The sequence below is a fragment of the Parasphingopyxis algicola genome (assembly GCF_013378075.1).
Classification (GTDB): Bacteria; Pseudomonadota; Alphaproteobacteria; order Sphingomonadales; family Sphingomonadaceae; genus Parasphingopyxis; species Parasphingopyxis algicola.
Genome location: NZ_CP051131.1, coordinates 2,287,583 through 2,310,133, shown reverse-complemented (window position 1 = coordinate 2,310,133; position 22,551 = coordinate 2,287,583). Strand labels below are relative to the sequence as shown.

The following is a 22,551-nucleotide window of genomic DNA, read 5'->3' as shown; positions in this document are numbered from 1 at the left end:
AACGCTAGGCGACGGCGCGCTCCGGTTCGCCGACAACAGGCGCGTTCCAGTCCGCAACGACCTGATTGCGGCCCGCCTCCTTCGCACGGTAGAGGCATTTGTCCGCAGCCCGATAGGCTTCCGTGAAACTCTGGCCCGGGAGAATGGGCACGAGCCCGATGCTGGCGGTCAGCGGGTCCTGGAGCTCGGGGACCGCATCCCGCACATGGTCGCTGATCGCCGCGCACAGACGCTTGGCCGTTTCCCTCGGATCGGCGCTGTGGATCAGCGCGACGAATTCCTCGCCCCCGATGCGGCCCGCGGTGACGTTGCTCCATTCCCGCATGACTTGCGCGATCGATTGCAAGACCCGGTCGCCGACATCGTGTCCGTGCCGGTCGTTGACGCGTTTGAAATGATCGAGATCGACCAGCGCAAAACCGCGGGCGCCGAATGAGCCCGTCGCGTCGTCGAAGGCGGCGACGAGCGCGCGCCGGTTGTTGAGACCGGTCAGATAGTCCGTGCTCGCCAGCTTCTCGAATGCCGCTTCGCTCTCGCGCGCGCTGTCGCGTTGACGCCGGATGGTCATCACGCGATCGGCGATGCCGAGCGCGGTCACGACCGTTTCGAATGCCAGCGCGATATAGATTGCGAAATCGAGTATGGCAGGCCCCTCGTAAAGCCCGATACCGCGCCCGATACGATCGAAGGCGCACAGAATGAGCGCGCTCCAGGCAACCGCCTGGAACCGCGCCGCCCGGCTGTCGCGGAACAGCGCCTGGATGATCGCGATCGCGAAAAGCGTTGTCGCGGGCGCGAAGGAGAGCAGATAGATTTTCTGGCCGATGACGCGCAGCGGCGGTCCGCCCAATGTGACGGTTGCCGTCGTGACGAGGATCAGGATCGCCGACGCGTCGATCGCGCGCAGGATCAGCGGCGATACCTTGCCCGGCTCGAGAAAGGTACGGCAGAACATGGCGGACGCGGTCACCCCGACCGCGATGCTCCACATATTGAGCGTCCAGCGTGTCGGCAGCGCGATATCGGGCACGAGATAGTAGACGAACCCGCCGGAGAAGATCGCATAGCCGATGATCCCGCACCCCATGCCGATATGCCAGAGCATGAATTGCTCGCGCAGCACGGAGAAGAAGGCGAGATTGTAGATCATCGGCACGATCAGCAGGGCGATGAAGAAGGCGTAGAACAGGCTCGTGCGGACATGATTGGTCTCCGCCGCCAGGGGACCGGTCAATGCGAGATTGGATATGTTCGATGGAAGCCGAGGCCGATCGAATGCGACGGCGAGGGCCGTGACGTCCGCGCCGTCGGTTGCAAGGCCGACTGTAAACCGCATCCCCGCGCGCCAGTTTTCGGCGGCGATCCGATTGTCATAGCTTCGGCCGGTCCAGTGGCCTTCGGCATCGCGCACATGCACGAGCATCCGTTCGAAGCTCGACGGATCGACACTCAGCAGCAACGGCTCCCCGATGTCCGCCAGATCGGCGACCGGGGCGAACGCCCAGACGCGGGGGCCGGCTATCGAAAAATCGCCGTCGCGGCATCGATCGGAACGGGCCATGGCAGCATCGAAATCGACATCGGTCGCGGTCTGCAGGACGCACAACCGGTCGACGAGCGGCTCGGCTGCGGACAGCGGACCCGCTGCGACAAATGCGCTTATAATCAACAGGATATGGAGCAGTAACCGCAATCCCACTCGTCCCTCGTCCTTGACCCCTTGAACGTTTCTATCTCAGCGACGTTGAAGCGGCGTTAACGTTTCCATGGCGCGAAAGGACTGGAACTGCGGGCAAGTCGACATCGGGGCCCCGACACATCGGGCTGGTGTCGGGCGAAGTCTTAACTTTGGCGGGTCGCGAGCCTATGACTGTTTCATGCTTGAAATCGTCCGCATCCCCGTCCTGTCCGACAATTATGTCTGGCTCGTCCACGAACCGGAAAGCGGCGAGACGATGGTCGTCGATCCCGCCGTCGCCGATCCGGTACTCGCTGAGGCCGACGAGCGCGGCTGGCCGATCACCCAGATCTGGAACACGCACTGGCACCCTGACCATACGGGCGGCAACGAGGCGATCAAGGCGGCGACCGGCTGCACGATAACCGGCCCGGAGGCCGAGCAGGCGCGCATTCCGACGCTCGACCGGACGGTCAAGGAAGGCGATACCGCAAGGCTGGGCGATGTCGTCGCCGAGGTGATCGACGTCCCGGCCCACACGGCCGGCCATATCGCCTATCACTTGCCGAGCGAAAAGGCCGCATTCGTAGGCGACACGCTGTTCGCCATGGGCTGTGGGCGGCTGTTCGAGGGAACGGCCGAACAGATGTATGCGAATATGCGCAAGCTCGAAGCACTGCCCGACGAAACGCGCGTCTATTGCGCCCACGAATATACCGAGGCCAATGGCCGCTATGCCGTGACCGCCGAGCCGGACAATCAGGCGCTGACCGAGAGGATGGCAGAGGTCGTCGCCATGCGCGAGCGCGGCGAGGCGACTGTACCGACGACGATCGGGCTCGAGCGCGCCACCAATCCCTTCATGCGCGCCCGGTCCGCCGCCGAACTCGCCGAGCGCCGTGCCGCAAAGGATGCGTTCTAGGCGGATTTGTGGTAACCGGAAGGTTCGGGGGCAAAAAGCGAAAGGAACTCTCATGGTTCGATTACTACCCATGGCGTTCGCATTACCCCTGCTCGCCGGATGCGCGGCCAGTGCGATGGAAGCGTCCAACTCCGGCGCCGATGCCCTGTCGGAGCGCGACGAACGCCGAATGGCCGCCTTGCTCGACGGCAAGACGCCGGGCGACAGTCAGCCCTGCATCAATACCCGTCCGACGACGCAAACCTCGATCATCGGCAACCAGATGATCCTCTATCGGGTGGGCCCCGTCGTGTATCGGAACGATCTGGACGGCATGTGCCCGACCCTGCGTTCAGAAAGCACGCTCGTTTCGCAGCGCTACGGCTCGAGCCAGCTGTGCAGCGGCGAACTCGTCGAGGTGCGCGATCCGTACAGCGGCGCGTCGTTCGGCAGCTGCGCGTTGGGCGAATTTACGCCGTACCGGCCCGAATAGTACAGGAACCGCCGCGCGCTACCGCTTGTAGAGCGCGTCGAGCCGTTCGCCATAGACCGCGCGCAGGACATGGCGGCGGATTTTCATCGACGGCGTCATTTGGTCGTTCTCGACGCTGAAGGGTTCGTCCGCGAAGACGACGCGGCGGACCTTCTCGACGGTGGACAGCCCCTTGTTGACCCGGTCGACCGCCGCCGAAACCGCCCGGTGGAATTCGGGATTTTCGCGCAGGGCGACCTCGTCATTGGGCACGCCGTTCTCCGCCGCCCATTCCCGCACCCATTCGGGATCGGGGACGATCAGGCCGACGAGATGGGGGCGCTTGTCGCCGACGACCATCGCCTGCAGAATTTCCGGTTCGAGTGTAAGCATACCTTCGACCCGCTGGGGCGCGACATTGTCGCCCTTGTCGTTGACGATGAGGTCCTTCTTGCGGTCCGTTATCGCGATCCGGCCAGCGTCGTCGATATGCCCGATATCGCCGGTATGAAGCCAGCCGTCCTTGAGGACGCGGTCGGTTTCTTCCGCGTTGCGCCAATAGCCGTGCATGACGAGTTCGCCGCGGACGAGGATTTCGCCGTCCTCGGCGATCCTGACCTCGGTGTTCTGGAGCGGCGGGCCGACCGTATCCATCTTCAGGCCGGTCTTGGGGCGATTGCAGCTGATGACCGGTGCAGCCTCCGTCTGGCCATATCCCTGCAGCAAGGTCAGCCCGAGCGAATGGAAGAAGATGCCGATTTCGGGATTGAGCGGCGCACCGCCAGACACCATCGCCTTCAGTCGGCCGCCGAATCGCTTGCGGATCTTGGGCCGCAGGATGACGTCGAGCAGCACATCCATCGGCTTGTCCTTGATCGGAACCGATCCTCCATAATCCTTTTCGCCGATATCGAGTGCCTTTTGCAGCATGTAGTTGGGGAACTTGCCCTGTTTCTCGATTGTCTTGAGCAGGCGCTGCCGCAGCACTTCGAACAGCCGGGGAACGACGACCATGATCGTCGGCCGGGTCTCGAGAATATCGGCGGCCAGCTTGTCGAGGCCCCGCGAATAGTAGATTTCCGCGCCGAGGCCGATCGGGAAGAATTGTCCGCCGCTATGCTCGTAAGCATGGCTGAGCGGGAGGAAGGACAGGAATACTTCTTGCTTCCATCCGAAATCCTCCGAAATCACCGCGACGCAGCCCTCGCAATTGTGGAGGATCGCGCCATGATGCTGCATCACGCCGCGCGGCGCGCCGCCGGTTCCGCTGGTATAGATGATGCAGGCGGTATCCTCGCGCGCGAAATCGCAGGCCGCCGCCCGCGCATCGACATCCGGAGTTTCGGCGCTAAGCAGCGACGACCAGTCGTAATACCGCACATCGCCGCCCTGGCCGACGCGCATCGGTTCGATGCCGATGATCGATTTGCAATGGGTGGCGTTGAGCGCCGCGCTGGTGATCGATTTGGCAAGCTTCTGGGTGGAAACGATGACCGCCTTGGACCGGCTGTCCTCCAGGATATGCGTATGATCGCGCTCGGTGTTCGTGGTGTAGGTGGGCACGGTGATGCAGCCAGCAGCCATGATGCCGAGATCGGCGATGCACCATTCGGGCCGGTTTTCGGAGACCAGCATCACGCGGTCGCCGCGCTTGAGACCGAGCCGCTCGAGCGCATCGGCGAGCGCGCAGACCTGTTCGGCCGTTTCGCGCCAACTGATCGACTCCCAGCCTGAATCGCCATGTTTCCAGAGAAAAGGCGCGTCGCCCTTCTCCCGCACCCGGGTGAAGAACATCGTCAGGAGGTTGGGGAAATGTTCGAGCTGGCGCATGATCATTCGTCCTGGGGAAGATAATAGTCGGTTGGGCCACCGCCGAACCCGGGAGGGACCGGCAAGCCACGCTTTTAGCGGATATTGGCGTCAGCGCCAGATAGACAATCCCCTCGGCGTTCGCCTAAGGGAAGCGGTGATGATGCTTCACCGATTTCTCGCCGCGCTCGGCCTGCTCATGCTCGCTTCGTGCGCATCCTCGCAAACCCAAATAGTCGAGCCGCAATCGCCGGCCGCCGAAAGCGCCGCCGCGCAGCCTTTCGTCATTGCCGCCAACCCGCTCGCGGCGAGCGCCGGGATGGACGTGCTCGAACGCGGGGGCACCGCGATCGATGCCGCGATCGCGACCCAGGCGATGCTGTCTCTCGTCGAACCCCAATCCTCCGGAATGGGGGGCGGGGCCTTTCTCCATTATTTCGACGGCGAGACCGGCGCGCTGACCGTTTACGATGGCCGCGAAACTGCGCCCGCCCAGGCGAGCCGTTCGATGTTTCTCGACGCCGACGGCACACCGCTCTCCTATCGCGATGCCGTTGTCAGCGGACGCGCGACGGGTGTTCCCGGCGCGGTCGCCGCGCTGGCGCTGGCGCATGACGAGCATGGCGCGCTCGACTGGAGCGGCCTGTTCGGCAGCGCCGTCGATACAGCCGAGAACGGGTTCATCGTCAGCCCGCGGCTCGGCCGTTTTCTGACATTCAATTTCCCGCAGCTTTCGGTGCCGGATGCTGACGCCTATTTTTCTCGCCCCGATGGCACCCGGCTGCGGCCGGGCGATCGCCTGCGCAATCCCGACTATGCCGGTTTCCTGAGACGGCTGGCCGCCGAAGGACCGGACGCCCTGTATCGCGGCAGCACCGCCGCCGCGATCGTCGCGCGGACCCGGGCGGGCCCGCTGGGCGGGCAGATGACGATGACCGATCTTGCGGCCTACCGGCCGGTGAAGCGCGAGCCGGTCTGCCGGCCATATCGGGTATACCGGATCTGCGCGCCGCCGCCGCCGTCCAGCGGCGCGGCGCTGCTGCAACTGTTCGGCCTGCTCGAGCGCACTGATATCGCCGAGCGCGGGCCGGAGGATTCCCAAGCCTGGTTCCTCTTCGCCGAAGCGAGCCGGCTGATGTATGCCGATCGGGACGCCTATTATGGCGATGTCGATGTGCCGGTCGACGGGCTGCTGACGCCCGATTATCTCGATCGCCGCGCCGCGCTCATCGGCGACACCGCGATGGCCCCTCCGGCAGCGGGCCGGCCCGAAGGCGTCCCGGCGCCTGCCGCGGATCGCACTCTGGAACCCGCCGGCACGTCGCATTTCGTAATCCGCGATGCCGAGGGCAATGTCGTCTCGATGACGACGACGGTCGAGTCGATCTTCGGCAGCGGGCGGATGGTCGACGGCTTCTTCCTCAACAACCAGCTCACCGACTTCTCCTTCGATCCGGTCGGGCCGGACGGGGCGCCGGCGGCGAATGCCGTCGCGCCCGGCAAGCGGCCGCGCTCGTCCATGTCGCCGCTGATCCTGCTCGATGCCGATGGCGACTTTGCCGGCGCGATCGGATCGGCCGGCGGCAATTCGATCCTCGCCTATGTCGGCAAATCGCTCGTCGCGGCGATCGATTGGGGCCTGCCGATGCAGGATGCCCTCGCACTCCCCAATCTCGTGGCCCGCGGCTCGCGGATCGGCGGCGAGGTGGATCGGTTCGATCCCGATGTCATCGCGGGCCTCGCCGCGCGGGGTCTCGAGGTTACGCCGGGACGGGGCGAGGACTCAGGCGTTCATGGCGTGTTGATCCGCGAAGGCCGGGTCGATGGCGGTTTCGATCCGCGCCGCGAAGGCGTCGTGCTGATCGGCTCGCGCTGAGCGCGCCGGGGCCCTGCCTCAACCGCTTCCCACCGCATCGCCGATCGTTTCAAATCCTTCGCGGGCCCGCAGCCGGTCGAGACCGAGGACGATCCGGCGACCGAGACCCGGACCTTCATAGGCTAGCGCAGAGTAGAGCTGGACGAGCGAAGCCCCGGCGCGGATGCGCGCCCAGGCCTCCTCGGCGGAGTCGATGCCGCCCACCGCGATGATCGGCATAGCGCTGCCCGTAGCGGCGCGGATATCGGCGAGGCGTTGGCGGGCGAGCGGGGCGAGCGGCCGGCCGGAAAGGCCGCCCGTTTCGGATGCCAGTTTCGATTGCAGCGGCGGGCGGCTGATCGTCGTGTTGCCGACGATCAGCCCGTCCATTTTGCGCGCCGTGCTGATCCGCGCGATGGCCTCGATATCGGCCGGATCGAGGTCGGGCGCCACTTTCAGGAAGATGGGCGGCCCGTGATCGCCGCGGGCCTCCACGGTCCGTTCCAGCAGGGCATCGAGCGCGTCCTCGTCCTGCAGCGCACGCAACCCGGGCGTATTGGGTGAGGAAATGTTGATCGTCAGATAATCGGCCAGCGGGGCCATCGCACGGACGCCGGTCTCGTAATCGGCGATCCGGTCCGCGCTGTCCTTGTTCGCGCCGATATTGATCCCGACGATGCCGTGGGTCCGGTCGCGGCGGGCAAGCCGCTTCGCCGCGTCGGCCTGACCGCCATTGTTGAAGCCGAGGCGGTTGATCACCGCCCGGTCCGCGGTGAGCCGGAAGATTCGCGGCTTTGGATTGCCTGGCTGCGGCAGGGGCGTGAGCGTGCCGACCTCGGCAAAGCCGAACCCCAGGCCGAGCATCTTTTCCGGCACTTCGGCATTCTTGTCGAAGCCCGCGGCCAGCCCGACCGGGTTGGGAAAATCGAGTCCCGCCACCCGGCTGGCAAGCGCCGGGGGCGATCGCGGCGGCGCGCCGATCGGCGCGGCCTTGAGCGCCGCGATAGTCAGTGCGTGCGCGCGCTCGGCATCGAGCGTGAACACCAGCGGGCGGAGAAGCGGATAGATCGCCATGCGCGGCGCTATGGCAGCGCGGGGGCGGCTGGTCAAAAGCGCGCGAATGGGCCACACACGCCGCCATCAGCTTATCAAACGGAGTTCGCCCATGCCTCGCCTGTTGCTCTTGTCCTCATCCATCCTGTTTGCCGGTTTCGCGGTTGCGCCGGCACCGGTCGCGTCCGCTGCCGCGCAGACCGCCGAAGCGTCTGCGGTCCAGACTGCGGATGCGGCACTGGTCGAATTTTTCGAAGCCTATGACGAGGCCGAGCTCGCATTCGGGCCGCTCGCCAAATCGTTCCGCGGCATCCGCGACGAGGATTACGGGGAATGGGGCGATTTCAGCGATGCCGATGCGGTGGCCGAGCAGGAGCGGCTGATCGCGGCGCGCGACCAGATGCGCGCGCGGTTTGCCGATGCCGATCTCAGCGCCGATTCGCGGCTCTCCTACCAGCTTTTCGAACGGATGGCGGAGCGGCGCAGCGCGGCGTTCCAGTTCCGCGGCAACGATTATGTGTTCGACCAGATGAACGGCGCGCAGAGCGGCTTGCCCGCCTTTCTGATCAACATTCACCGGGTGTCGAATGCCGAAGAGGCCGAGGCCTATGTGAGCCGGCTTCAGGGTCTTGGCCCGGTGATGGATCAGCTGATCGGGGAAGCGGAAGCACGGGAGGCCAGCGGGGTCCTGCCGCCCGACTGGGTGTTCCCGTACATCATCTCAGACGCGCGCAACGTGATCACGGGCGCGCCCTTCACCGAAGGCGAAGACGCGCCGCTGTTCGCCGATCTGCAGAGCAAGGTGAACGCGCTCGACATCCCCGATGCGGACAAAGCGGATCTGATCGCCCGGGGCCGCGCCGCGCTGATCGTATCGGTCGGCCCGGCTTATGAGCGGCTGATCGCGATGTTCGAGCGGCAACAGGCCAGCGCGCCGGAGGCGGACGGCATCTGGCGGTTCGACAATGGCGCGGACTATTATGCGGAACGGCTGCGCTACTATACGACCACCGACCTGACGGCGGACGAGATTCATCAGATCGGGCTCGAGCAGGTTGCCCGCATCCACGGCGAAATGCACGCAATCATGGACCAGGTCGGGTTCGAGGGGACGCTGCAGGAATTTTTCGTCCACCTGCGCAACGATGACGCGATGTTCCACACGACGCGCGAGGACTATCTGGCCGAGGCCAATGCCGTCATCGCGGCAATGCAGGAACGCCTGCCGGAATTTTTCGGCACGCTGCCCCGGGCCGATGTCGTGGTGCAACCGGTCGAGGCATTCCGCGAACAATCGGCGGGCAAGGCCTTCTACAACGCGCCGACACCTGACGGCTCGCGTCCCGGCACCTATTATGTGAACCTTTATAACTTGCGCGATATGTCGCGGACCGAGCTGGAAGCGCTGGCCTATCATGAGGCGGTGCCCGGTCACCACCTGCAGCGCGCCCTGCAGGTCGAGGGCGGCGATATTCCGCCCTTCCGCCGATTCGGTGGGTTTACCGCCTATACCGAGGGTTGGGGGCTCTACTCGGAAGAGCTCGGCAAGGATATGGGCGGTTATACCGACCCCTATTCGGACTTCGGCCGGCTCGGCATGGAATTATGGCGCGCCTGCCGCCTCGTCGTCGATACGGGCATCCATCACATGCGCTGGTCGCGCGAAGAAGCGATCGCCTATCTGCAGGGGAACACCCCCAATCCGGAAGGGGATATCCGCAAGGCGATCGAACGCTACATCGTCTATCCGGGCCAGGCGACGGCCTATATGATCGGCAAGCTGAAGATCATGGAGCTGCGCCAGCGCGCGATGGATACGCTGGGCGACGATTTCGACTGGCGCGGTTTTCACGATGCGGTGCTGGCGCCCGGCCCCGTCCCGCTCGACATTCTCGAGGTCCAGGTCGATGCCTGGATCGAAACCGTCCGGTCCGGAGATTGAGCGGTCATTTTGTCGATTCTGTCCAATACGCGTGACTCGACTCGGTGTAGTCCGGCCCCGCGACCCGAAGGATCCCCATATGGGGATGCTTAAGACTAGCGGCCCCGGCAGGAAACTGTCGTGGGCCGCTTTTTTTTGTCATCAGAATGCGCTAACCGTTGTTTCCAGAAGCAAAAAAACACAAGCTTCGGGGCGCACATATTGGACGATCTGTCGAAATTCTCGCTGGAATTCGCGCCACCTCCTGAGGACCTTCAGGAGTTGGTCTCTACATTTTACCTGTTTGCCGCGGATGTCGAGGAAACCCAGCAGACGGAGCGCGCGGACCGCGCCCAGCTGCGTTTTCTGCTGAAAGGGAGCGGCGGCTACGAATTTTGCGATGGCGTCTACATGGATGCGACGCCGGTCATCATCATCGGCCCCACCACCGGGCCGACCATCGGTCACGTCAACGGTCCGCTGGAGATTTTCGGTATCGGGCTCCAGCCGGCCGGCTGGGGCAGCCTCATGGGTGCCGATGCGGAGAACCATACCAACCGTCTGATCGATGCCGTGTCGATCTTCGGCTACGGCGTGATGAAAACGCATGCGGCGATCGATGCGGCTGAAACCATGGCCGAAAAGGCGGCCATCGGGGAGACTTTTGCGCGGGAATTGCTGAAAGATGCCGAATCCTCGCCGATCTGGTTCACCCGGGTGGTCGATGAATGGCTGACCGGCAGCGCCTCGCCGGACATCAACGAGCTGATCGAACGCTCCGGTCTTTCCAAGCGGCAGGTCGAGCGGATGACGAAGCGCTTCTACGGTGCGTCACCCAAGTTGCTGGCCCGCAAATACCGGGCACTGCGCGCGGCTTCGCTCCTCGTGCGCAAGGATGGCGAAGATGGCGAATCTGTCGAAGACGCCTTTTACGATCAGTCGCATCTTATTCGCGAGATCAAGGAATTTACCGGCGTCACTCCCGGCAAGATGAGCAAAAAGCCGACGGCCCTGACCAAGGAAGTGGCCGAGCGGCGCAAGAAACTGGCGGGAAAAGTGAGCAAGCTGATCTCCGACACCTGAACGTGGTCCGGACGACAGCAAAGTCTTGATTTTTGGCCGGCAACGGCCCAAATCCCTAATCGGAACGAATCAGTCCGATTTGAGGATTAACAATGCGCCTTTCCAGTATGGCCGATTACGCCGTCGTCACGATGCGCGCCGCCGCGCAGCATTGCGGCGGTTCGCGCACCAGCGCGACGCAGCTGGCCGAGGAAACCGGAATCCCGCTGCCGACGACGCAGAAGCTGATCAGCCTCCTGTCGCGTGGTGGCCTCCTCAAATCGATGCGCGGTGCGGGCGGCGGTATCCAGCTCGCGCGCCCGGCCGCCGCGATCAGCCTGGCCGATATTATCGAGACCGTTGAGGGTCCGATCGCAATGACCGCCTGTGTCGAGCAGGGGCGGCATGATTGCGCGCTCGAACCCAGCTGCCAGGTCAAGCCGCATTGGGGTGTCGTCAACGACGCCATCCGCGGCGCGCTCGACAATGTCAGCCTGGCCAGCCTGTCCGATACTGCTCCTGTCCGTTTGACCGAAAGTGCCCACGCATGACCAACGATACGCAAGTCCGGAACGAAGAAGCCCTTGAGGCAGCCAAAAAGGCGGAAACCTATGAATGGGGTTTCTCGTCCGACATCGAACAGGATTTTGCGCCCAAGGGCCTGAACGAAGATACGGTCCGGTTCATTTCGGCGAAGAAAGAAGAGCCGGAATGGATGCTCGACTGGAGGCTGAAGGCGTTTCGCCGCTGGCAGGAGATGGACAGCCCGGATTGGGCGAAGCTCAACATCCCGCCGATCGATTATCAGGACGCCTATTATTACGCTGAGCCCAAGGCGAAGCCGAAGCTCAACAGCCTCGACGAGGTCGATCCCGAAATCCTGCGGGTCTACGAGAAGCTCGGCATCCCGATCGAGGAGCAGAAGGTCCTCGCCGGCGTCGAAGGCGCGCGCAAAGTGGCCGTCGATGCCGTGTTCGACAGCGTCAGCGTCGCGACGACCTTCCGCGAGGAACTGGCCAAGGCCGGCGTCATCTTCCTCTCCATCTCCGAGGCCATCCGCGAACATCCCGAGCTGGTAAAGAAATGGCTCGCCAAGGTCGTGCCGGTTCACGACAATTATTTCGCCGCACTCAACAGTGCGGTCTTTTCCGACGGCACCTTCGTCTACATCCCCGAGGGCGTGCGCTGCCCGATGGAGCTTTCCACCTATTTCCGGATCAATGCCGAGAATACTGGCCAGTTCGAACGCACGCTGATCGTCGCCGAGAAGGGGAGTTATGTTTCCTATCTCGAAGGGTGCACCGCGCCGATGCGGGACGAGAACCAGCTCCACGCGGCGGTTGTCGAACTGGTTGCCCTCGACGATGCCGAAATAAAATACTCTACCGTTCAGAACTGGTATCCGGGCGATGCCGAGGGCAAGGGCGGTATCTACAATTTCGTGACGAAGCGCGGGCTTTGCCAAGGTAAGAACAGCAAGATCAGCTGGACCCAGGTCGAGACGGGCAGCGCGATCACCTGGAAATATCCGAGCTGCGTCCTCAATGGCGAGAACAGCATCGGCGAATTCTATTCGGTGGCGCTCACGAACAATTACCAGCAGGCCGACACCGGCACCAAGATGATCCATAATGCGCCGGGCACCCGCTCGACGATCATCTCCAAGGGCATCAGCGCTGGCAGGTCGGACAACACCTATCGCGGCCTCGTCCGCGTCGGGCCGAAGGCGGAAGGCGTGCGCAACTTCACCCAGTGCGACAGCCTGCTGCTCGGCGACAGATGCGGCGCGCACACGGTTCCGTACATCGAGGTGAAGAACCCGAGCGCACAGATCGAGCATGAGGCGACGACCTCCAAGATCAGCGACGACCAGATGTTCTACGCGCAGCAGCGCGGCCTCGACGAAGAGCAGGCTGTGGCGCTGATCGTCAACGGTTTCGCGAAGGAGGTCCTGCAGCAGCTGCCGATGGAATTTGCGGTTGAGGCGCAGAAACTTTTGGGGATCAGTCTGGAGGGAAGTGTCGGATGATGATGCGCATTGCATCGATAGCGGTCTGTGTGGTGCTGGCCGCAACGGTTGCCGTTCATGCCCAGACGGATGCCGAAGAGGATGGTGCGGTCGACCTGAACGCGATCGACTCACTTCTGAGCGATCAGATCGTGACGGGCGATCAGGACGGGGACGACGATGCGACCGCGGAAGACGCGGTGATCGCCGGTAGCGATGTCGTCGCGGCCGGAGAGGAAGAGCCCGCGGAGGACGAAGCGCCGCCCGAACCGTCCGACCTGACGCTGGCCTTCAACGCCTATTCGCTCTGCGCCTCGGAGGCCGGCGCCGCGCTCGAGGAAACCGGCTTCGCGCTCGACACGATCAGTCGCGAAGCGCTGCTGCGCTGTTCGGGCCAGCGCGCGGCCTATGTGAACGCCTTCTATTTCAGCCTGCTGCCGCGCTATCCGGATTCGCCCGAGGCCGATGTCCGCGCCAGCGCCGAACGGCTGGTCGCGCAGTCCGATGTCGCACTGGCAATGATCGTCACCGACGAGGTGACCAGCCTGCGTGACGAACGCGAGGCGGACGCAGCCGATGAGAGCGAGGCCGAAGAAACCGACACCGCGGAAGACTCCACGCCCGACGACGAAATCGCCGAAGAAGAAACGGAACCCAATGCTTAAAATTGATAATCTCCACGCCGAAATCGGCGGAACCGAAATCCTCAAGGGGCTGAGCCTCGAAATCGCCGCTGGCGAGATTCACGCGATCATGGGTCCGAATGGCGCGGGCAAATCGACGCTCGCCTATGTGCTGGGCGGCCGTGACGGCTATGAGGTAACCCAAGGCTCGGCGACGTATAACGGCGAAGATCTGCTCGATATGGATCCGCATGAGCGGGCGGCTGCGGGGCTCTTTCTCGGGTTCCAGTATCCGGTCGAGATTCCGGGCGTTTCCAACGTCCAGTTCCTGCGAACGGCGCTCAACGCGCAGCGCAAGGCGCGTGGGCAGGAGGAGCTTTCGGGCGGCGAATTCCTGAAGCTCGCGCGCGAGCAGGCGAGTGCGCTCAAGATGAATGCCGAGATGCTCAAGCGCGCCGTCAATGTCGGCTTTTCGGGTGGCGAGAAGAAGCGCAACGAAATGGTCCAGATGGGTATCATCGATCCGACTCTCGCGATCCTCGACGAAACCGATAGCGGCCTCGATATCGATGCGCTGCGTACGGTGGGCGAAGGGATCAACACGATCATGAGAAAGCCCGACAAGGCGGTGTTGCTCATCACCCATTACCAGCGCCTGCTCGACGTCGTGAAACCCGATTATGTCCATGTGCTGGCCGACGGACGCATTGTCCGCACCGGCGGGCCAGAGCTCGCGGTGCAGCTCGAAAATGAAGGCTATGAGGCGATAGCGGAGGCAGCATGAACGAGATGCTTCCCCTTCCCACCCGCCGCGATGAAGCTTGGCGCTATAGCGATCTCGGCGCTCTTGCGCCGGTATGGCCCGATATCGCCGGCCAGCGCGAGGAGATCGTCATTGCTGAAGGTGAGTCCGCTACCCGGCAGCTGGTTCTCGAAGCCGGCGAACCCAATGTCGCAGTAGAAACTCTGGCAATTCGGATCGAAAAGGGCGGCAGCTTTGCTCTGCACTGCCTTGCCATCGACGCCGATTATGGCCGGATCGCCGTCGAGGTCACGCTGGCCGAAGGCGCTCATTTCGAGCTGGGCGGCGCGATCCTCGGCACCGGCGACCAGACGCTCGAAATCGTCACCGATGTCCGCCATGTCGAACCCGGTGGGACCAGCAACCAGGTCGTCCGCAGCGTGCTCGGCGAAACCGCGACGGGATCGTTTCTCGGTAAGGTCGGCGTTGCGCGCGATGCGCAGAAAGTGGATGCCTCCCAGTCCGTGAAAGCGATGCTGCTCGACCGTACCGCGACGGCGAACGCCAAGCCCGAACTCGAAATCTTCGCCGACGATGTGAAGTGCGCGCATGGCGCGACGGTCGGCGAACTTGACAAGGCGGCGCTCTTCTACATGGCGTCGCGCGGCCTGCCCCCTGCCGAGGCCCGGCGGCTGATGTTGCAGGCGTTTATTGCCGACGCCTTTGTGAGCCTTGAAGACGAAGCTGCGCATGATGCGATCGAGGCCAGGGCGCTGGCGGTGCTGGAGGCGATCACGTGAACGTCATGACCGCCCCCTCGCCGATCGACGTCCGCGCCGATTTTCCCGGGCTCGGCGATAGCTGGCGCTATCTCGATACGGCGGCGACAGCACAGAAGCCGCAGGCCGTGATCGATGCGATCGCGTCCGGCTATGGCGAGCGCTATGCCACCGTCCATCGCGGCGTCTATTCGCGCTCGGCCGATATGACGCTTGCCTATGAGGCCGCGCGCAAGCGGGTGGCCGATTTCATCGGCGCGGCATCGGATAGCGAGATCGTCTTCACGCGCGGCGCGACCGAAGCGATCAATCTCGTCGCGAACAGCTGGGGGAATGCGAGTATCGGCGCGGGTGACCGCATCCTGCTCTCGCAGCTCGAACATCATTCCAATATCGTGCCGTGGCAGCTGCTGGCCGAACGGGTCGGCGCGGAAATCGATGTCGTAGCGCTGACCGAGGACGGCCGGATCGATCTTGATGCTATGGCCGCCATGCTGACCGAACGGCACAAGCTGGTCGCGCTCGGCCATGTCTCCAACGTGCTCGGCTCGGTGCTCGACGCTCGCCGTGCAGCGCAGCTCGCTCATGGCGTTGGCGCCAAGCTCCTGCTCGACGGATGCCAGGCGGTGCCGCGCATGGCCGTCGACGTGCAGGCGCTCGATTGCGATTTCTACGTTTTCTCGGCGCACAAGCTCTACGGCCCGACCGGGATCGGCGCGCTTTGGGCCCGGGGCGAGATCCTCGATGCCATGCCACCCTGGGAGGGCGGCGGCTCGATGATCGACAAGGTCACGTTCGAGCGTACGACCTATGCGCCGCCGCCGCAGCGGTTCGAGGCCGGAACGCCGCATATCGTCGGCGCGCTCGGGCTTCACGCGGCGATCGACTATGTGTCCGCACTCGGGCTCGACGCCATTCATGCGACCGAGGCGGTGCTCGTCGCCGAAACCCGCGACGCGCTCTCGCAGCTGAACAGCGTTCGGCTGTTCGGGCCGGAGGACAGCGCCGGGATCGTCAGCTTCGGCATCGAGGGTGTGCATCCGCACGATATCGGGACGATCCTTGACGAAGAGGGCGTCGCGATCCGCGCCGGTCATCACTGCGCCCAGCCGCTGATGGCCTATCTCGGTGTCGACGCGACCGCGCGGGCGAGTTTCGGGGTTTATAACAACAGCGACGATGTCGCCGCGCTCGTCAAAGGCATCGAGCGGGTTACGCGGATTTTCGGATAGGGGTTCGGCATGAACGAAGAACGCAAGATAATGGTCGAGGAAGTGGACCGGGTGGACAAACCCGCCAAGGCGCGCGTCGACGACGCGACCGCCGAAAAAACCGCCACGGAAAAAACCTATGTCGCCGCTCCTTCGCCCGTTGAGGGGGAGAGCGATTCGGCGAAACTCGAACGCAAGCGGGATTATCTCGAAGGCTTTCTCGCGCAGCGGCCGGAAGAAGACGCCGGCACCGGGAGCGGCGATCTGCGCGCCGATGTGATCGTCGCGCTCAAGGAGATTTACGATCCGGAGATTCCGGTGAACATCTACGATCTCGGACTGATCTACGGCGTCGAGGTGAGCGACAATGCCGAGGCGATCGTCACCATGACATTGACGACGCCGCACTGCCCGGTCGCCGAATCGATGCCCGGCGAGATTGAGCTGCGTGTCGGCTCGGTGCCGGGTGTCGGCCATGCCGAGGTCAATCTCGTCTGGGATCCGCCTTGGGATCCGTCGAAGATGACGGACGAAGCCAAACTCGAACTGGGGATGCTGTGATGGCCACCAAAGTCCGCCAAATGCCCGCTGCGCTCACCCTCACCGGATCCGCCGAAGCGCGGATCGCGAAGCTGATGGCCCATGCGCCCGACGGCACGATCGGCGTCAAGCTCTCGACCCCGCAGCGAGGCTGTTCTGGCCTCGCATATTCGGTCGACTATGTGACCGAGGCCGATCCGATGGACGAGAAGATCGCAACGCCCGGCGGCGATTTTTATGTCGACGCCGCGTCGGTGCTCTATCTGATCGGTTCGACGATGGACTGGAAGGAAGACGATTTCACCGCGGGATTCGTCTTCGACAATCCCAATGCCACCGGCAGCTGCGGTTGCGGCGAGAGCTTCACCGTCTAGGCTGCGCATCGTATCTCGCCGTTGGTTGAACCTTTTGCGACGTGCGGTGGACTGTCGGTCTAGCGTCCACCCTGCGCGAAAGGCCGGCCATGGTGCATAAGTTCGATCTACAAAGCGCCGCCTATATGCGCGATCCCTTGCCAACGCTCGCCGCACTCCGGGAGGTCGGACCGGTGACCGAGATCAAGATTCCCCTGATGGGCGGCGTCTGGTGTACCACGACGCACGCGGCGGTTACCGACATGCTAAAGGGCGCCGACAAATTCGCATCGGACGGCCGCAACGTACCGGGCGGCAGATCGGCGATCCCGCGGTGGATGCCCAAAAGCTTCAAGCTACTCGGCGAGAATATGCTGCTGATGGACGACCCCGATCACCGGCGGCTCAGAAAACTGGTCGAGGCGCCTTTTCTCGCGCGCAGCATCGATGCCTATCGTCCGACCATCGCCCGGCTCGCCGACGATCTGCTCGACCGCATGGAGGCGGAGGGGGGGAACGACATCGTGCGCGGCTTCGCCCGCGCCCTGCCGCTGATCGTGATATGCGAACTGCTCGGTCTAAGAGGCGAAGGCCGGAACAGTTTCATGCGCTGGACCGACCGGATGACCAAGTCGGTTGGTATCTGGACAATCCTGCGCACCATACCCGCGCTTGGCAAGATGATCGCCTATATCCGCAGCGAGATCGACGCCGCGCGGGGCGGCAGGCGCGAAGGCCTGCTCGTCGATCTCGTCCTTGCCGAGGCCGATGGCGACCGGATGAACGAGGACGAGCTCGTCGCGATGGTCGCGATCCTCTTCGTCGCCGGGCATGAAACAACGACGCATCTGATCTCCACTGGCATCGCCACACTGCTCGAACACCCCGATCAGCTCGCCGCGCTGAAGGCCGACTGGTCGCTGGCGCCGCAGACGGTCGAAGAGTTGATGCGCTTCAACTCGCCCGTGCAGATGACGAAACCGCGCATCGTCCGCGCGGATATCGATTTCCATGGCACGCGGCTCCGGCGCGGCGACAGGATCATGGCCTGTCTGGCTTCGGCCAACGCCGACCCGGCGATATTCGACGCGCCCGAACGTTTCGACATCCATCGCGAACGCCCACAGCGCCATGTCGGCTTCGGCGGCGGCATCCATTTGTGCCTCGGCCTGCATCTCGCGCGTGCCGAGGGGCAGATCGCGTTCGAACGGCTGTTCAAGCGCTGGTCGGCGCTCCGCCTCGTCCAGTCGCCGGCCGCGCGCGAATGGATCACCCGGATCGGCATCCACGGCTATCGCGCGCTGCCGATCCGCTGGGCGGACGCGGACCTCGCTAGGACGGCCTAGAAGCCCAATGTAAAGCGGATCGCGCCGTCCATATCGTCACCGATCGTCGCGAAATGCCCGGGATCGCGGCAATAGAAGAGATGGCCGGTCAGCTAGCCCCGTCCGATCGACCGGCGAATTCCTCGCTGTCCGTGTCGATGCTGCTGTCGAAGATGGCGATGATGACCCCCTCCCCGGTCGCGCCTTCGTCACAGGCGGCGACGGCGATGATGAGGGTGGAGGAGGAAGAGGAATCGGCGCTGCCCGCGGTGTCGGCGTGGAGTTCACCCTGCCAACTCCGCACGCGGCGGGTGTGAGAAACAAGGGTAGACTGCTGGCGAGAAGCAGGTGCGCTTTTCGGTTCGTATACGAATCACCTAACGAGCGCCCCACGTGCACCACCCGACGGGCGCGCGCCCGTTTCGGTTCGCTTAACTCCAAATTCACTTTGCGGTAACCGTCCGGTCCGATTAGGAGCGCTCTGACATGCCGCCCACACTTACGAACATCGATCACTGGATCTTCGATCTCGACAACACGCTCTATCCAGCGAGCGCCCGGTTGTTCGACCAGATCGACGTGAAGATGGGCGATTATATCTCGCGTCTGCTCGACGTCGACCGGATCGAGGCGCGCCGCATCCAGAAACAGTTTTTCCATTCGCACGGCACGACGCTTTCGGGGCTGATGGAGGCGCATGGCGTCGAGCCCGGTCATTTCCTGGACTATGTCCATGACATCGATCTCGAAGTGATCGACGAGGATCGCGCGCTCGCTGAAGCGATCGGCGCGCTGCCGGGCCGGAAATTCGTCTTCACCAACGGCGATGCGCCCTATGCGCGCCGCGTGCTCGAACGGCTCGGCCTCGAGACGAGCTTCGAGGCGATTCACGATATCCATGCCTGCGACTATGTGCCTAAACCCGAACGCGTCGGTTATGAAGCGATGTGCCGCACATTCGAAATTAAGCCTGATCGTGCACTGTTTGTCGAAGATATGGCGCGCAATCTGAAGCCCGCGAAAGCGATGGGCATGGTGACCGTCTGGGTGAACAACGGATCGGAACGCGGTTCGCACGAAGCCGATTCCGACTTTATCGACTATGAAATCGCGGCGGTAACGCCCTGGCTCAGAGGAATAGTGGAGGCGGCATGAGCAAGAAGCTCGAAAAGATCATCGAAGAGGGATGGGACCGGCGCGAAAGCGTCGATACGAATACCCAGGGCGAATTGCGCGATGCCGTCGAAGCCGCGCTCGCGATGCTCGACAATGGCGAAGCGCGCGTGGCGACCAAGGCGGGCGGCGAGGGCTGGATCGTTCACCAATGGCTGAAGAAAGCGGTGCTGCTGTCCTTCCGCCTCAACGACATGGAATTGATCGAAGGATCGCATGGCGGCGGTCACTGGTGGGACAAGGTACCGTCGAAATTCGCCGACTGGGACGCCGATGCGTTTCGCGCGGCCGGCTTCCGCGCGGTGCCCGGTTCGATCGTCCGGCGCGGGGCGCATATCGGACGGGACGTCGTTCTGATGCCGAGCTTCGTGAATATCGGCGCGCATGTCGGGGACGGAACGATGGTCGATACCTGGGCGTCGGTCGGCAGCTGCGCGCAGATCGGCGAGCATTGCCACATCTCTGCGGGCGCCGGGATCGGCGGCGTGCTCGAACCGCTCCAGGCGAACCCGACGATCATCGAGGACAATTGCTTTATCGGCGCGCGGTCCGAAGTCGTCGAAGGAGTGGTCGTCGAGGAAGGTGCGGTGTTGGGCATGGGCGTCTTCATCACGGCGTCGACCAAGATCGTCGACCGATACACGGGCGAGACCTTTACCGGCCGCGTGCCCGCCTATTCGGTCGTCGTGGCAGGATCGACGGCCAATCGCCAGACGGTTGATGGCGACGCCGCGCCGAGCCTCTATTGCGCGGTGATCATCAAGCGCGTCGACGAAAAGACGCGCTCCAAGACGAGCGTCAACGAACTGCTCAGGGGTTAGTCTCCGAGCGCGCCCGAGATCAGAGTGTCGGCCCTCTCGCCGGCCCAGTCCATTCCGCCGATCACGCGGAACAGTTCGCGCCCCTCCTCGTCGTAGAGAATGGTAACCGGCAGAGTATCGAGCGCGAGTTCCATCATCATCGCATTCTCTTCATCGAGCCATTGCTCGAGATGATCGAAGCTGTTCTCGGCGAAGAACGGCCCCACGACCTCGGCTCCCTGAATATCCTGGCTGATCGTCAATACCTTGAGGGTGCCGTCCTCCCGGTCAGCCAAGGCATCGAGCGTCGGCATCTCGCGGATGCAGGGAGCGCACCAGGTCGCCCAGAGGTTGACGAGCAGCGGTTGGCCCTCGAAATCGCCGAGCCGGATAGCCTGACCTTCCGCGTTGGCAAAAGCGAGATCGGGCGCTGCCATCCCGCGGTTCTCGATGCTGACGCGGCCCATGGTTTCCGATCCGCCATAGCTCTCGCCGGCGGGGCCGCTTGTCCCGGGTGCCGACATGGCTTCTTGCGAGGCCTCGCCGCTTTGCCTATCGCAAGCGGCGAACAAAGGCGCAAAACCAAGGAGCAGGGCGATTAGCACGCGCAAGGGAAATTCCAATCAGATGTGGGGCGGACGCTTTGCCGAGGGCCCGGCGTCCGTTATGCGCGAGATAAATGCTTCCATCCCGTTCGACAAGCGCCTGTGGCGGCAGGATATCGCCGCAAGCCGCGCCCATATTGCGATGCTCGGTGCACAAGGCATCGTCGATGCTGCGGATGTGAAAGCGATCGAAGAAGGGCTCCAGGCCATCACGGCGGAATATGAAGCCGATGGCGTGCCCGAAAATCTCGATCTCGAAGATATTCACATGCATGTCGAGAACCGGCTCGCCGAGCTGATCGGCCCGGTGGCCGGACGGCTACACACGGCGCGCTCGCGCAACGATCAGGTGGCGACCGATTTCCGGCTCTGGGTGCGCGATGCGATCGATGCGGTCGATGCCGGTCTTGCGGCGTTCGAGGCCGCTCTTGTTACCCGCGCTGAAGAACATGCCGATACGCTGATGCCCGGTTTTACCCACCTCCAGTCGGCGCAGCCTGTCACGCTCGGCCATCATCTCATGGCCTATTATGAGATGGCGCGGCGGGACCGCAGCCGTTTCGCCGACGCAAGGGCGCGGCTTAATGAGTCGCCGCTCGGCAGCGCGGCTTTGGCTGGTACAGGATTCGCCGTGGATCGCAATGCAACGGCGAGTGCGCTCGGTTTCGACCGGCCCACGGCCAATTCGCTCGACGCCGTATCGGATCGCGATTTCGCGCTCGACTATCTGATGGCGGCAACCCAGTGCGCGCTCCATCTCTCGCGCCTTGCCGAAGAGTTCGTCATCTGGGCGAGCCAGCCTTTCGGCTTCGTCACCCTGCCCGATGCCTATTCGACCGGCTCTTCGATCATGCCGCAGAAACGCAACCCCGATGCCGCCGAACTGGTGCGGGGTCATGCGGGGCGTGTCGCCGGCTGCATGACGGCGCTGGTCATGACGATGAAGGGTTTGCCGCTCGCCTATGCCAAGGACACGCAGGACGACAAGCCGCCGGTGTTCGAGGCGCACGACCTGCTCGCTCTGTCGCTCGCCGCGATGACCGGGATGGTCGAGACCATGATCTTCGTTCCGGAGCGCATGCGTGCATTGGCCGAATCGGGCCATGCGACGGCGACGGACCTGGCCGACTGGCTGGTGCGCGAGGCGAACATGCCGTTTCGCGAGGCGCATCATATCGTCGGCAGCGCGGTGAAGCGCGCCGACGAGCGCGGCGTCGCGCTGGCGGAGCTGCCGCTTGTCGATCTGCAGGCAATCGATGACCGCATCGCCCAAAGCGTCTATGACGTCCTCACCGTCGACGCTTCGGTCGCCAGCAGAACAAGCCATGGCGGGACGGCGCCGGACCAGGTCCGCGCCCGGATTGCAGACGCGAAGGCCAGTTTGGAGAAGGGCGAATGAAAACGCGAATGTCCATAGCCCTTGCCTGTGCGATGCTGGTCACTGCCTGTGGCGGGCGCGAACCGCTCCAGCCGGCGCAGGGCGAAGGCATGCCCGTCGCTCCGGCCATGGCGCAAAGTCAGCCGACGACCGACGACCTTCTGGAGCCTACCACGCAGCAGCGGCCCGAACGCGTCGACGAGCTTTTGCGCCGCTCGCAGGAGCGCGAAGACGATCCTTTCGATCTGCCGCCGCCCGGCTGA

At 63.8% G+C, this 22,551-nt stretch carries 23 protein-coding genes; 18 read left to right on the top strand and 5 right to left on the bottom strand.

Annotated elements, in window-relative coordinates; all coding sequences use genetic code 11:
- Positions 1-4: 4 nt before the first annotated feature.
- A complete protein-coding gene (locus HFP57_RS11405; RefSeq protein ID WP_176869879.1) occupies positions 5-1,699 on the bottom strand; it encodes a sensor domain-containing diguanylate cyclase in 1,695 nt (564 codons plus the stop codon).
- 178 nt (positions 1,700-1,877) lie between these two features.
- Here HFP57_RS11405 and gloB point away from each other — a divergent pair, with 178 nt between their 5' ends.
- Together gloB and HFP57_RS11395 are read left to right on the top strand one after the other, a co-directional pair.
- Positions 1,878-2,600 carry a hydroxyacylglutathione hydrolase gene (gene gloB / locus HFP57_RS11400; RefSeq protein ID WP_176869878.1) on the top strand — a complete coding sequence of 241 codons (723 nt, stop codon included), beginning with the start codon at positions 1,878-1,880 and terminating at the stop codon, positions 2,598-2,600.
- Between the two features lie 52 nt (positions 2,601-2,652).
- Positions 2,653-3,072 (top strand): hypothetical protein, encoded by a 420-nt coding sequence (locus tag HFP57_RS11395; protein ID WP_218135016.1) that lies wholly within the window; start codon positions 2,653-2,655, stop codon positions 3,070-3,072.
- 18 nt (positions 3,073-3,090) lie between these two features.
- Here HFP57_RS11395 and HFP57_RS11390 read toward each other — a convergent pair whose 3' ends face one another.
- Positions 3,091-4,881, bottom strand: coding sequence for an AMP-dependent synthetase/ligase (locus HFP57_RS11390; protein WP_176869876.1), 1,791 nt, complete (start codon positions 4,879-4,881; stop codon positions 3,091-3,093).
- A 139-nt stretch (positions 4,882-5,020) separates the two neighbouring features.
- On the opposite strand from HFP57_RS11390, the gene HFP57_RS11385 reads away from it, so the two are divergent.
- On the top strand, positions 5,021-6,736 hold the full coding sequence (locus HFP57_RS11385) for a gamma-glutamyltransferase family protein (protein WP_176869875.1): 1,716 nt from the start codon (positions 5,021-5,023) through the stop codon (positions 6,734-6,736).
- Between the two features lie 18 nt (positions 6,737-6,754).
- Here the strand turns inward: HFP57_RS11385 and HFP57_RS11380 are convergent, their stop codons facing one another.
- Complete coding sequence (locus HFP57_RS11380; RefSeq protein WP_176869874.1) at positions 6,755-7,789, bottom strand: quinone-dependent dihydroorotate dehydrogenase; 1,035 nt, start codon at positions 7,787-7,789, stop codon at positions 6,755-6,757.
- A gap of 91 nt (positions 7,790-7,880) precedes the next feature.
- Between HFP57_RS11380 and HFP57_RS11375 the strand changes: the two genes are divergently transcribed.
- The 11 genes from HFP57_RS11375 (at position 7,881) to HFP57_RS11325 (ending at position 18,353) form a co-directional block, all read left to right on the top strand.
- Positions 7,881-9,710 carry a DUF885 domain-containing protein gene (locus HFP57_RS11375; RefSeq protein ID WP_176869873.1) on the top strand — a complete coding sequence of 610 codons (1,830 nt, stop codon included), beginning with the start codon at positions 7,881-7,883 and terminating at the stop codon, positions 9,708-9,710.
- 120 nt (positions 9,711-9,830) lie between these two features.
- Positions 9,831-10,772, top strand: a complete 942-nt coding sequence (locus tag HFP57_RS11370) for an AraC family transcriptional regulator (protein WP_176869872.1) — start codon at positions 9,831-9,833, stop codon at positions 10,770-10,772.
- A gap of 92 nt (positions 10,773-10,864) precedes the next feature.
- On the top strand, positions 10,865-11,302 hold the full coding sequence (locus HFP57_RS11365; RefSeq protein WP_176869871.1) for an SUF system Fe-S cluster assembly regulator: 438 nt from the start codon (positions 10,865-10,867) through the stop codon (positions 11,300-11,302).
- Positions 11,299-12,780, top strand: coding sequence for a Fe-S cluster assembly protein SufB (sufB, locus tag HFP57_RS11360; protein ID WP_176869870.1), 1,482 nt, complete (start codon positions 11,299-11,301; stop codon positions 12,778-12,780). The genes HFP57_RS11365 and sufB overlap by 4 nt, the downstream gene beginning before the upstream one ends.
- On the top strand, positions 12,777-13,424 hold the full coding sequence (locus HFP57_RS11355) for a hypothetical protein (RefSeq protein WP_176869869.1): 648 nt from the start codon (positions 12,777-12,779) through the stop codon (positions 13,422-13,424). Before sufB ends, HFP57_RS11355 begins: the two co-directional genes overlap by 4 nt.
- Complete coding sequence (gene sufC / locus HFP57_RS11350) at positions 13,417-14,166, top strand: Fe-S cluster assembly ATPase SufC (RefSeq protein WP_176869868.1); 750 nt, start codon at positions 13,417-13,419, stop codon at positions 14,164-14,166. Before HFP57_RS11355 ends, sufC begins: the two co-directional genes overlap by 8 nt.
- The gene (locus HFP57_RS11345; RefSeq protein ID WP_176869867.1) at positions 14,163-14,924 is read left to right on the top strand and encodes a SufD family Fe-S cluster assembly protein; all 762 of its coding nucleotides are present in this window, start codon (positions 14,163-14,165) and stop codon (positions 14,922-14,924) included. Before sufC ends, HFP57_RS11345 begins: the two co-directional genes overlap by 4 nt.
- Positions 14,925-14,929: 5 nt before the next feature.
- Entirely contained in the window at positions 14,930-16,135 is a 1,206-nt protein-coding gene (locus tag HFP57_RS11340) for a cysteine desulfurase (RefSeq protein WP_176871281.1), read from the top strand.
- Positions 16,136-16,144: 9 nt separating this feature from the next.
- The gene (locus HFP57_RS11335) at positions 16,145-16,675 is read left to right on the top strand and encodes an SUF system Fe-S cluster assembly protein (protein ID WP_176869866.1); all 531 of its coding nucleotides are present in this window, start codon (positions 16,145-16,147) and stop codon (positions 16,673-16,675) included.
- Entirely contained in the window at positions 16,675-17,028 is a 354-nt protein-coding gene (locus HFP57_RS11330; protein WP_176869865.1) for a HesB/IscA family protein, read from the top strand. The genes HFP57_RS11335 and HFP57_RS11330 overlap by 1 nt, the downstream gene beginning before the upstream one ends.
- 89 nt (positions 17,029-17,117) lie before the next feature.
- Positions 17,118-18,353: a cytochrome P450 gene (locus tag HFP57_RS11325; protein WP_176869864.1), complete on the top strand. Its 1,236-nt coding sequence runs from the start codon at positions 17,118-17,120 to the stop codon at positions 18,351-18,353.
- An 88-nt stretch (positions 18,354-18,441) separates the two neighbouring features.
- Here the strand turns inward: HFP57_RS11325 and HFP57_RS11320 are convergent, their stop codons facing one another.
- Positions 18,442-18,636, bottom strand: a complete 195-nt coding sequence (locus tag HFP57_RS11320) for a hypothetical protein (RefSeq protein WP_176869863.1) — start codon at positions 18,634-18,636, stop codon at positions 18,442-18,444.
- 182 nt (positions 18,637-18,818) lie between these two features.
- Here HFP57_RS11320 and HFP57_RS11315 point away from each other — a divergent pair, with 182 nt between their 5' ends.
- Together HFP57_RS11315 and dapD are read left to right on the top strand one after the other, a co-directional pair.
- The gene (locus tag HFP57_RS11315) at positions 18,819-19,487 is read left to right on the top strand and encodes a pyrimidine 5'-nucleotidase (RefSeq protein ID WP_176869862.1); all 669 of its coding nucleotides are present in this window, start codon (positions 18,819-18,821) and stop codon (positions 19,485-19,487) included.
- On the top strand, positions 19,484-20,326 hold the full coding sequence (dapD, locus tag HFP57_RS11310) for a 2,3,4,5-tetrahydropyridine-2,6-dicarboxylate N-succinyltransferase (protein ID WP_176869861.1): 843 nt from the start codon (positions 19,484-19,486) through the stop codon (positions 20,324-20,326). The genes HFP57_RS11315 and dapD overlap by 4 nt, the downstream gene beginning before the upstream one ends.
- On the opposite strand, the gene HFP57_RS11305 is transcribed toward dapD, so the two are convergent.
- The gene (locus tag HFP57_RS11305) at positions 20,323-20,829 is read right to left on the bottom strand and encodes a TlpA family protein disulfide reductase (RefSeq protein WP_246263126.1); all 507 of its coding nucleotides are present in this window, start codon (positions 20,827-20,829) and stop codon (positions 20,323-20,325) included. The two genes, dapD and HFP57_RS11305, sit on opposite strands and share 4 nt — an antisense overlap.
- Positions 20,830-20,932: 103 nt before the next feature.
- Between HFP57_RS11305 and argH the strand changes: the two genes are divergently transcribed.
- Entirely contained in the window at positions 20,933-22,309 is a 1,377-nt protein-coding gene (gene argH, locus HFP57_RS11300) for an argininosuccinate lyase (RefSeq protein ID WP_176869859.1), read from the top strand.
- An 8-nt stretch (positions 22,310-22,317) separates the two neighbouring features.
- Positions 22,318-22,551 carry a hypothetical protein gene (locus tag HFP57_RS11295; protein ID WP_246263124.1) on the top strand — a complete coding sequence of 78 codons (234 nt, stop codon included), beginning with the start codon at positions 22,318-22,320 and terminating at the stop codon, positions 22,549-22,551.

Bases quoted from the DNA above. Each gene is read 5' to 3' on its own strand.
- HFP57_RS11325 (WP_176869864.1), top strand. From the start codon at position 17,118: ATGGTGCATAAGTTCGATCTACAAAGCGCCGCCTATATGCGCGATCCC.
- HFP57_RS11395 (WP_218135016.1), top strand. From the start codon at position 2,653: ATGGTTCGATTACTACCCATGGCGTTCGCATTACCCCTGCTCGCCGGA.
- HFP57_RS11315 (WP_176869862.1), top strand. From the start codon at position 18,819: ATGCCGCCCACACTTACGAACATCGATCACTGGATCTTCGATCTCGAC.
- argH (WP_176869859.1), top strand. From the start codon at position 20,933: ATGTGGGGCGGACGCTTTGCCGAGGGCCCGGCGTCCGTTATGCGCGAG.
- HFP57_RS11355 (WP_176869869.1), top strand. From the start codon at position 12,777: ATGATGATGCGCATTGCATCGATAGCGGTCTGTGTGGTGCTGGCCGCA.
- HFP57_RS11295 (WP_246263124.1), top strand. From the start codon at position 22,318: ATGTCCATAGCCCTTGCCTGTGCGATGCTGGTCACTGCCTGTGGCGGG.
- HFP57_RS11375 (WP_176869873.1), top strand. From the start codon at position 7,881: ATGCCTCGCCTGTTGCTCTTGTCCTCATCCATCCTGTTTGCCGGTTTC.
- HFP57_RS11345 (WP_176869867.1), top strand. From the start codon at position 14,163: ATGAACGAGATGCTTCCCCTTCCCACCCGCCGCGATGAAGCTTGGCGC.
- HFP57_RS11330 (WP_176869865.1), top strand. From the start codon at position 16,675: ATGGCCACCAAAGTCCGCCAAATGCCCGCTGCGCTCACCCTCACCGGA.
- HFP57_RS11380 (WP_176869874.1), bottom strand. From the start codon at position 7,789: ATGGCGATCTATCCGCTTCTCCGCCCGCTGGTGTTCACGCTCGATGCC.
- sufB (WP_176869870.1), top strand. From the start codon at position 11,299: ATGACCAACGATACGCAAGTCCGGAACGAAGAAGCCCTTGAGGCAGCC.
- sufC (WP_176869868.1), top strand. From the start codon at position 13,417: ATGCTTAAAATTGATAATCTCCACGCCGAAATCGGCGGAACCGAAATC.
- dapD (WP_176869861.1), top strand. From the start codon at position 19,484: ATGAGCAAGAAGCTCGAAAAGATCATCGAAGAGGGATGGGACCGGCGC.
- HFP57_RS11305 (WP_246263126.1), bottom strand. From the start codon at position 20,829: ATGTCGGCACCCGGGACAAGCGGCCCCGCCGGCGAGAGCTATGGCGGA.
- HFP57_RS11385 (WP_176869875.1), top strand. From the start codon at position 5,021: ATGATGCTTCACCGATTTCTCGCCGCGCTCGGCCTGCTCATGCTCGCT.
- HFP57_RS11335 (WP_176869866.1), top strand. From the start codon at position 16,145: ATGAACGAAGAACGCAAGATAATGGTCGAGGAAGTGGACCGGGTGGAC.
- HFP57_RS11390 (WP_176869876.1), bottom strand. From the start codon at position 4,881: ATGCGCCAGCTCGAACATTTCCCCAACCTCCTGACGATGTTCTTCACC.
- HFP57_RS11340 (WP_176871281.1), top strand. From the start codon at position 14,930: ATGACCGCCCCCTCGCCGATCGACGTCCGCGCCGATTTTCCCGGGCTC.
- gloB (WP_176869878.1), top strand. From the start codon at position 1,878: ATGCTTGAAATCGTCCGCATCCCCGTCCTGTCCGACAATTATGTCTGG.
- HFP57_RS11365 (WP_176869871.1), top strand. From the start codon at position 10,865: ATGCGCCTTTCCAGTATGGCCGATTACGCCGTCGTCACGATGCGCGCC.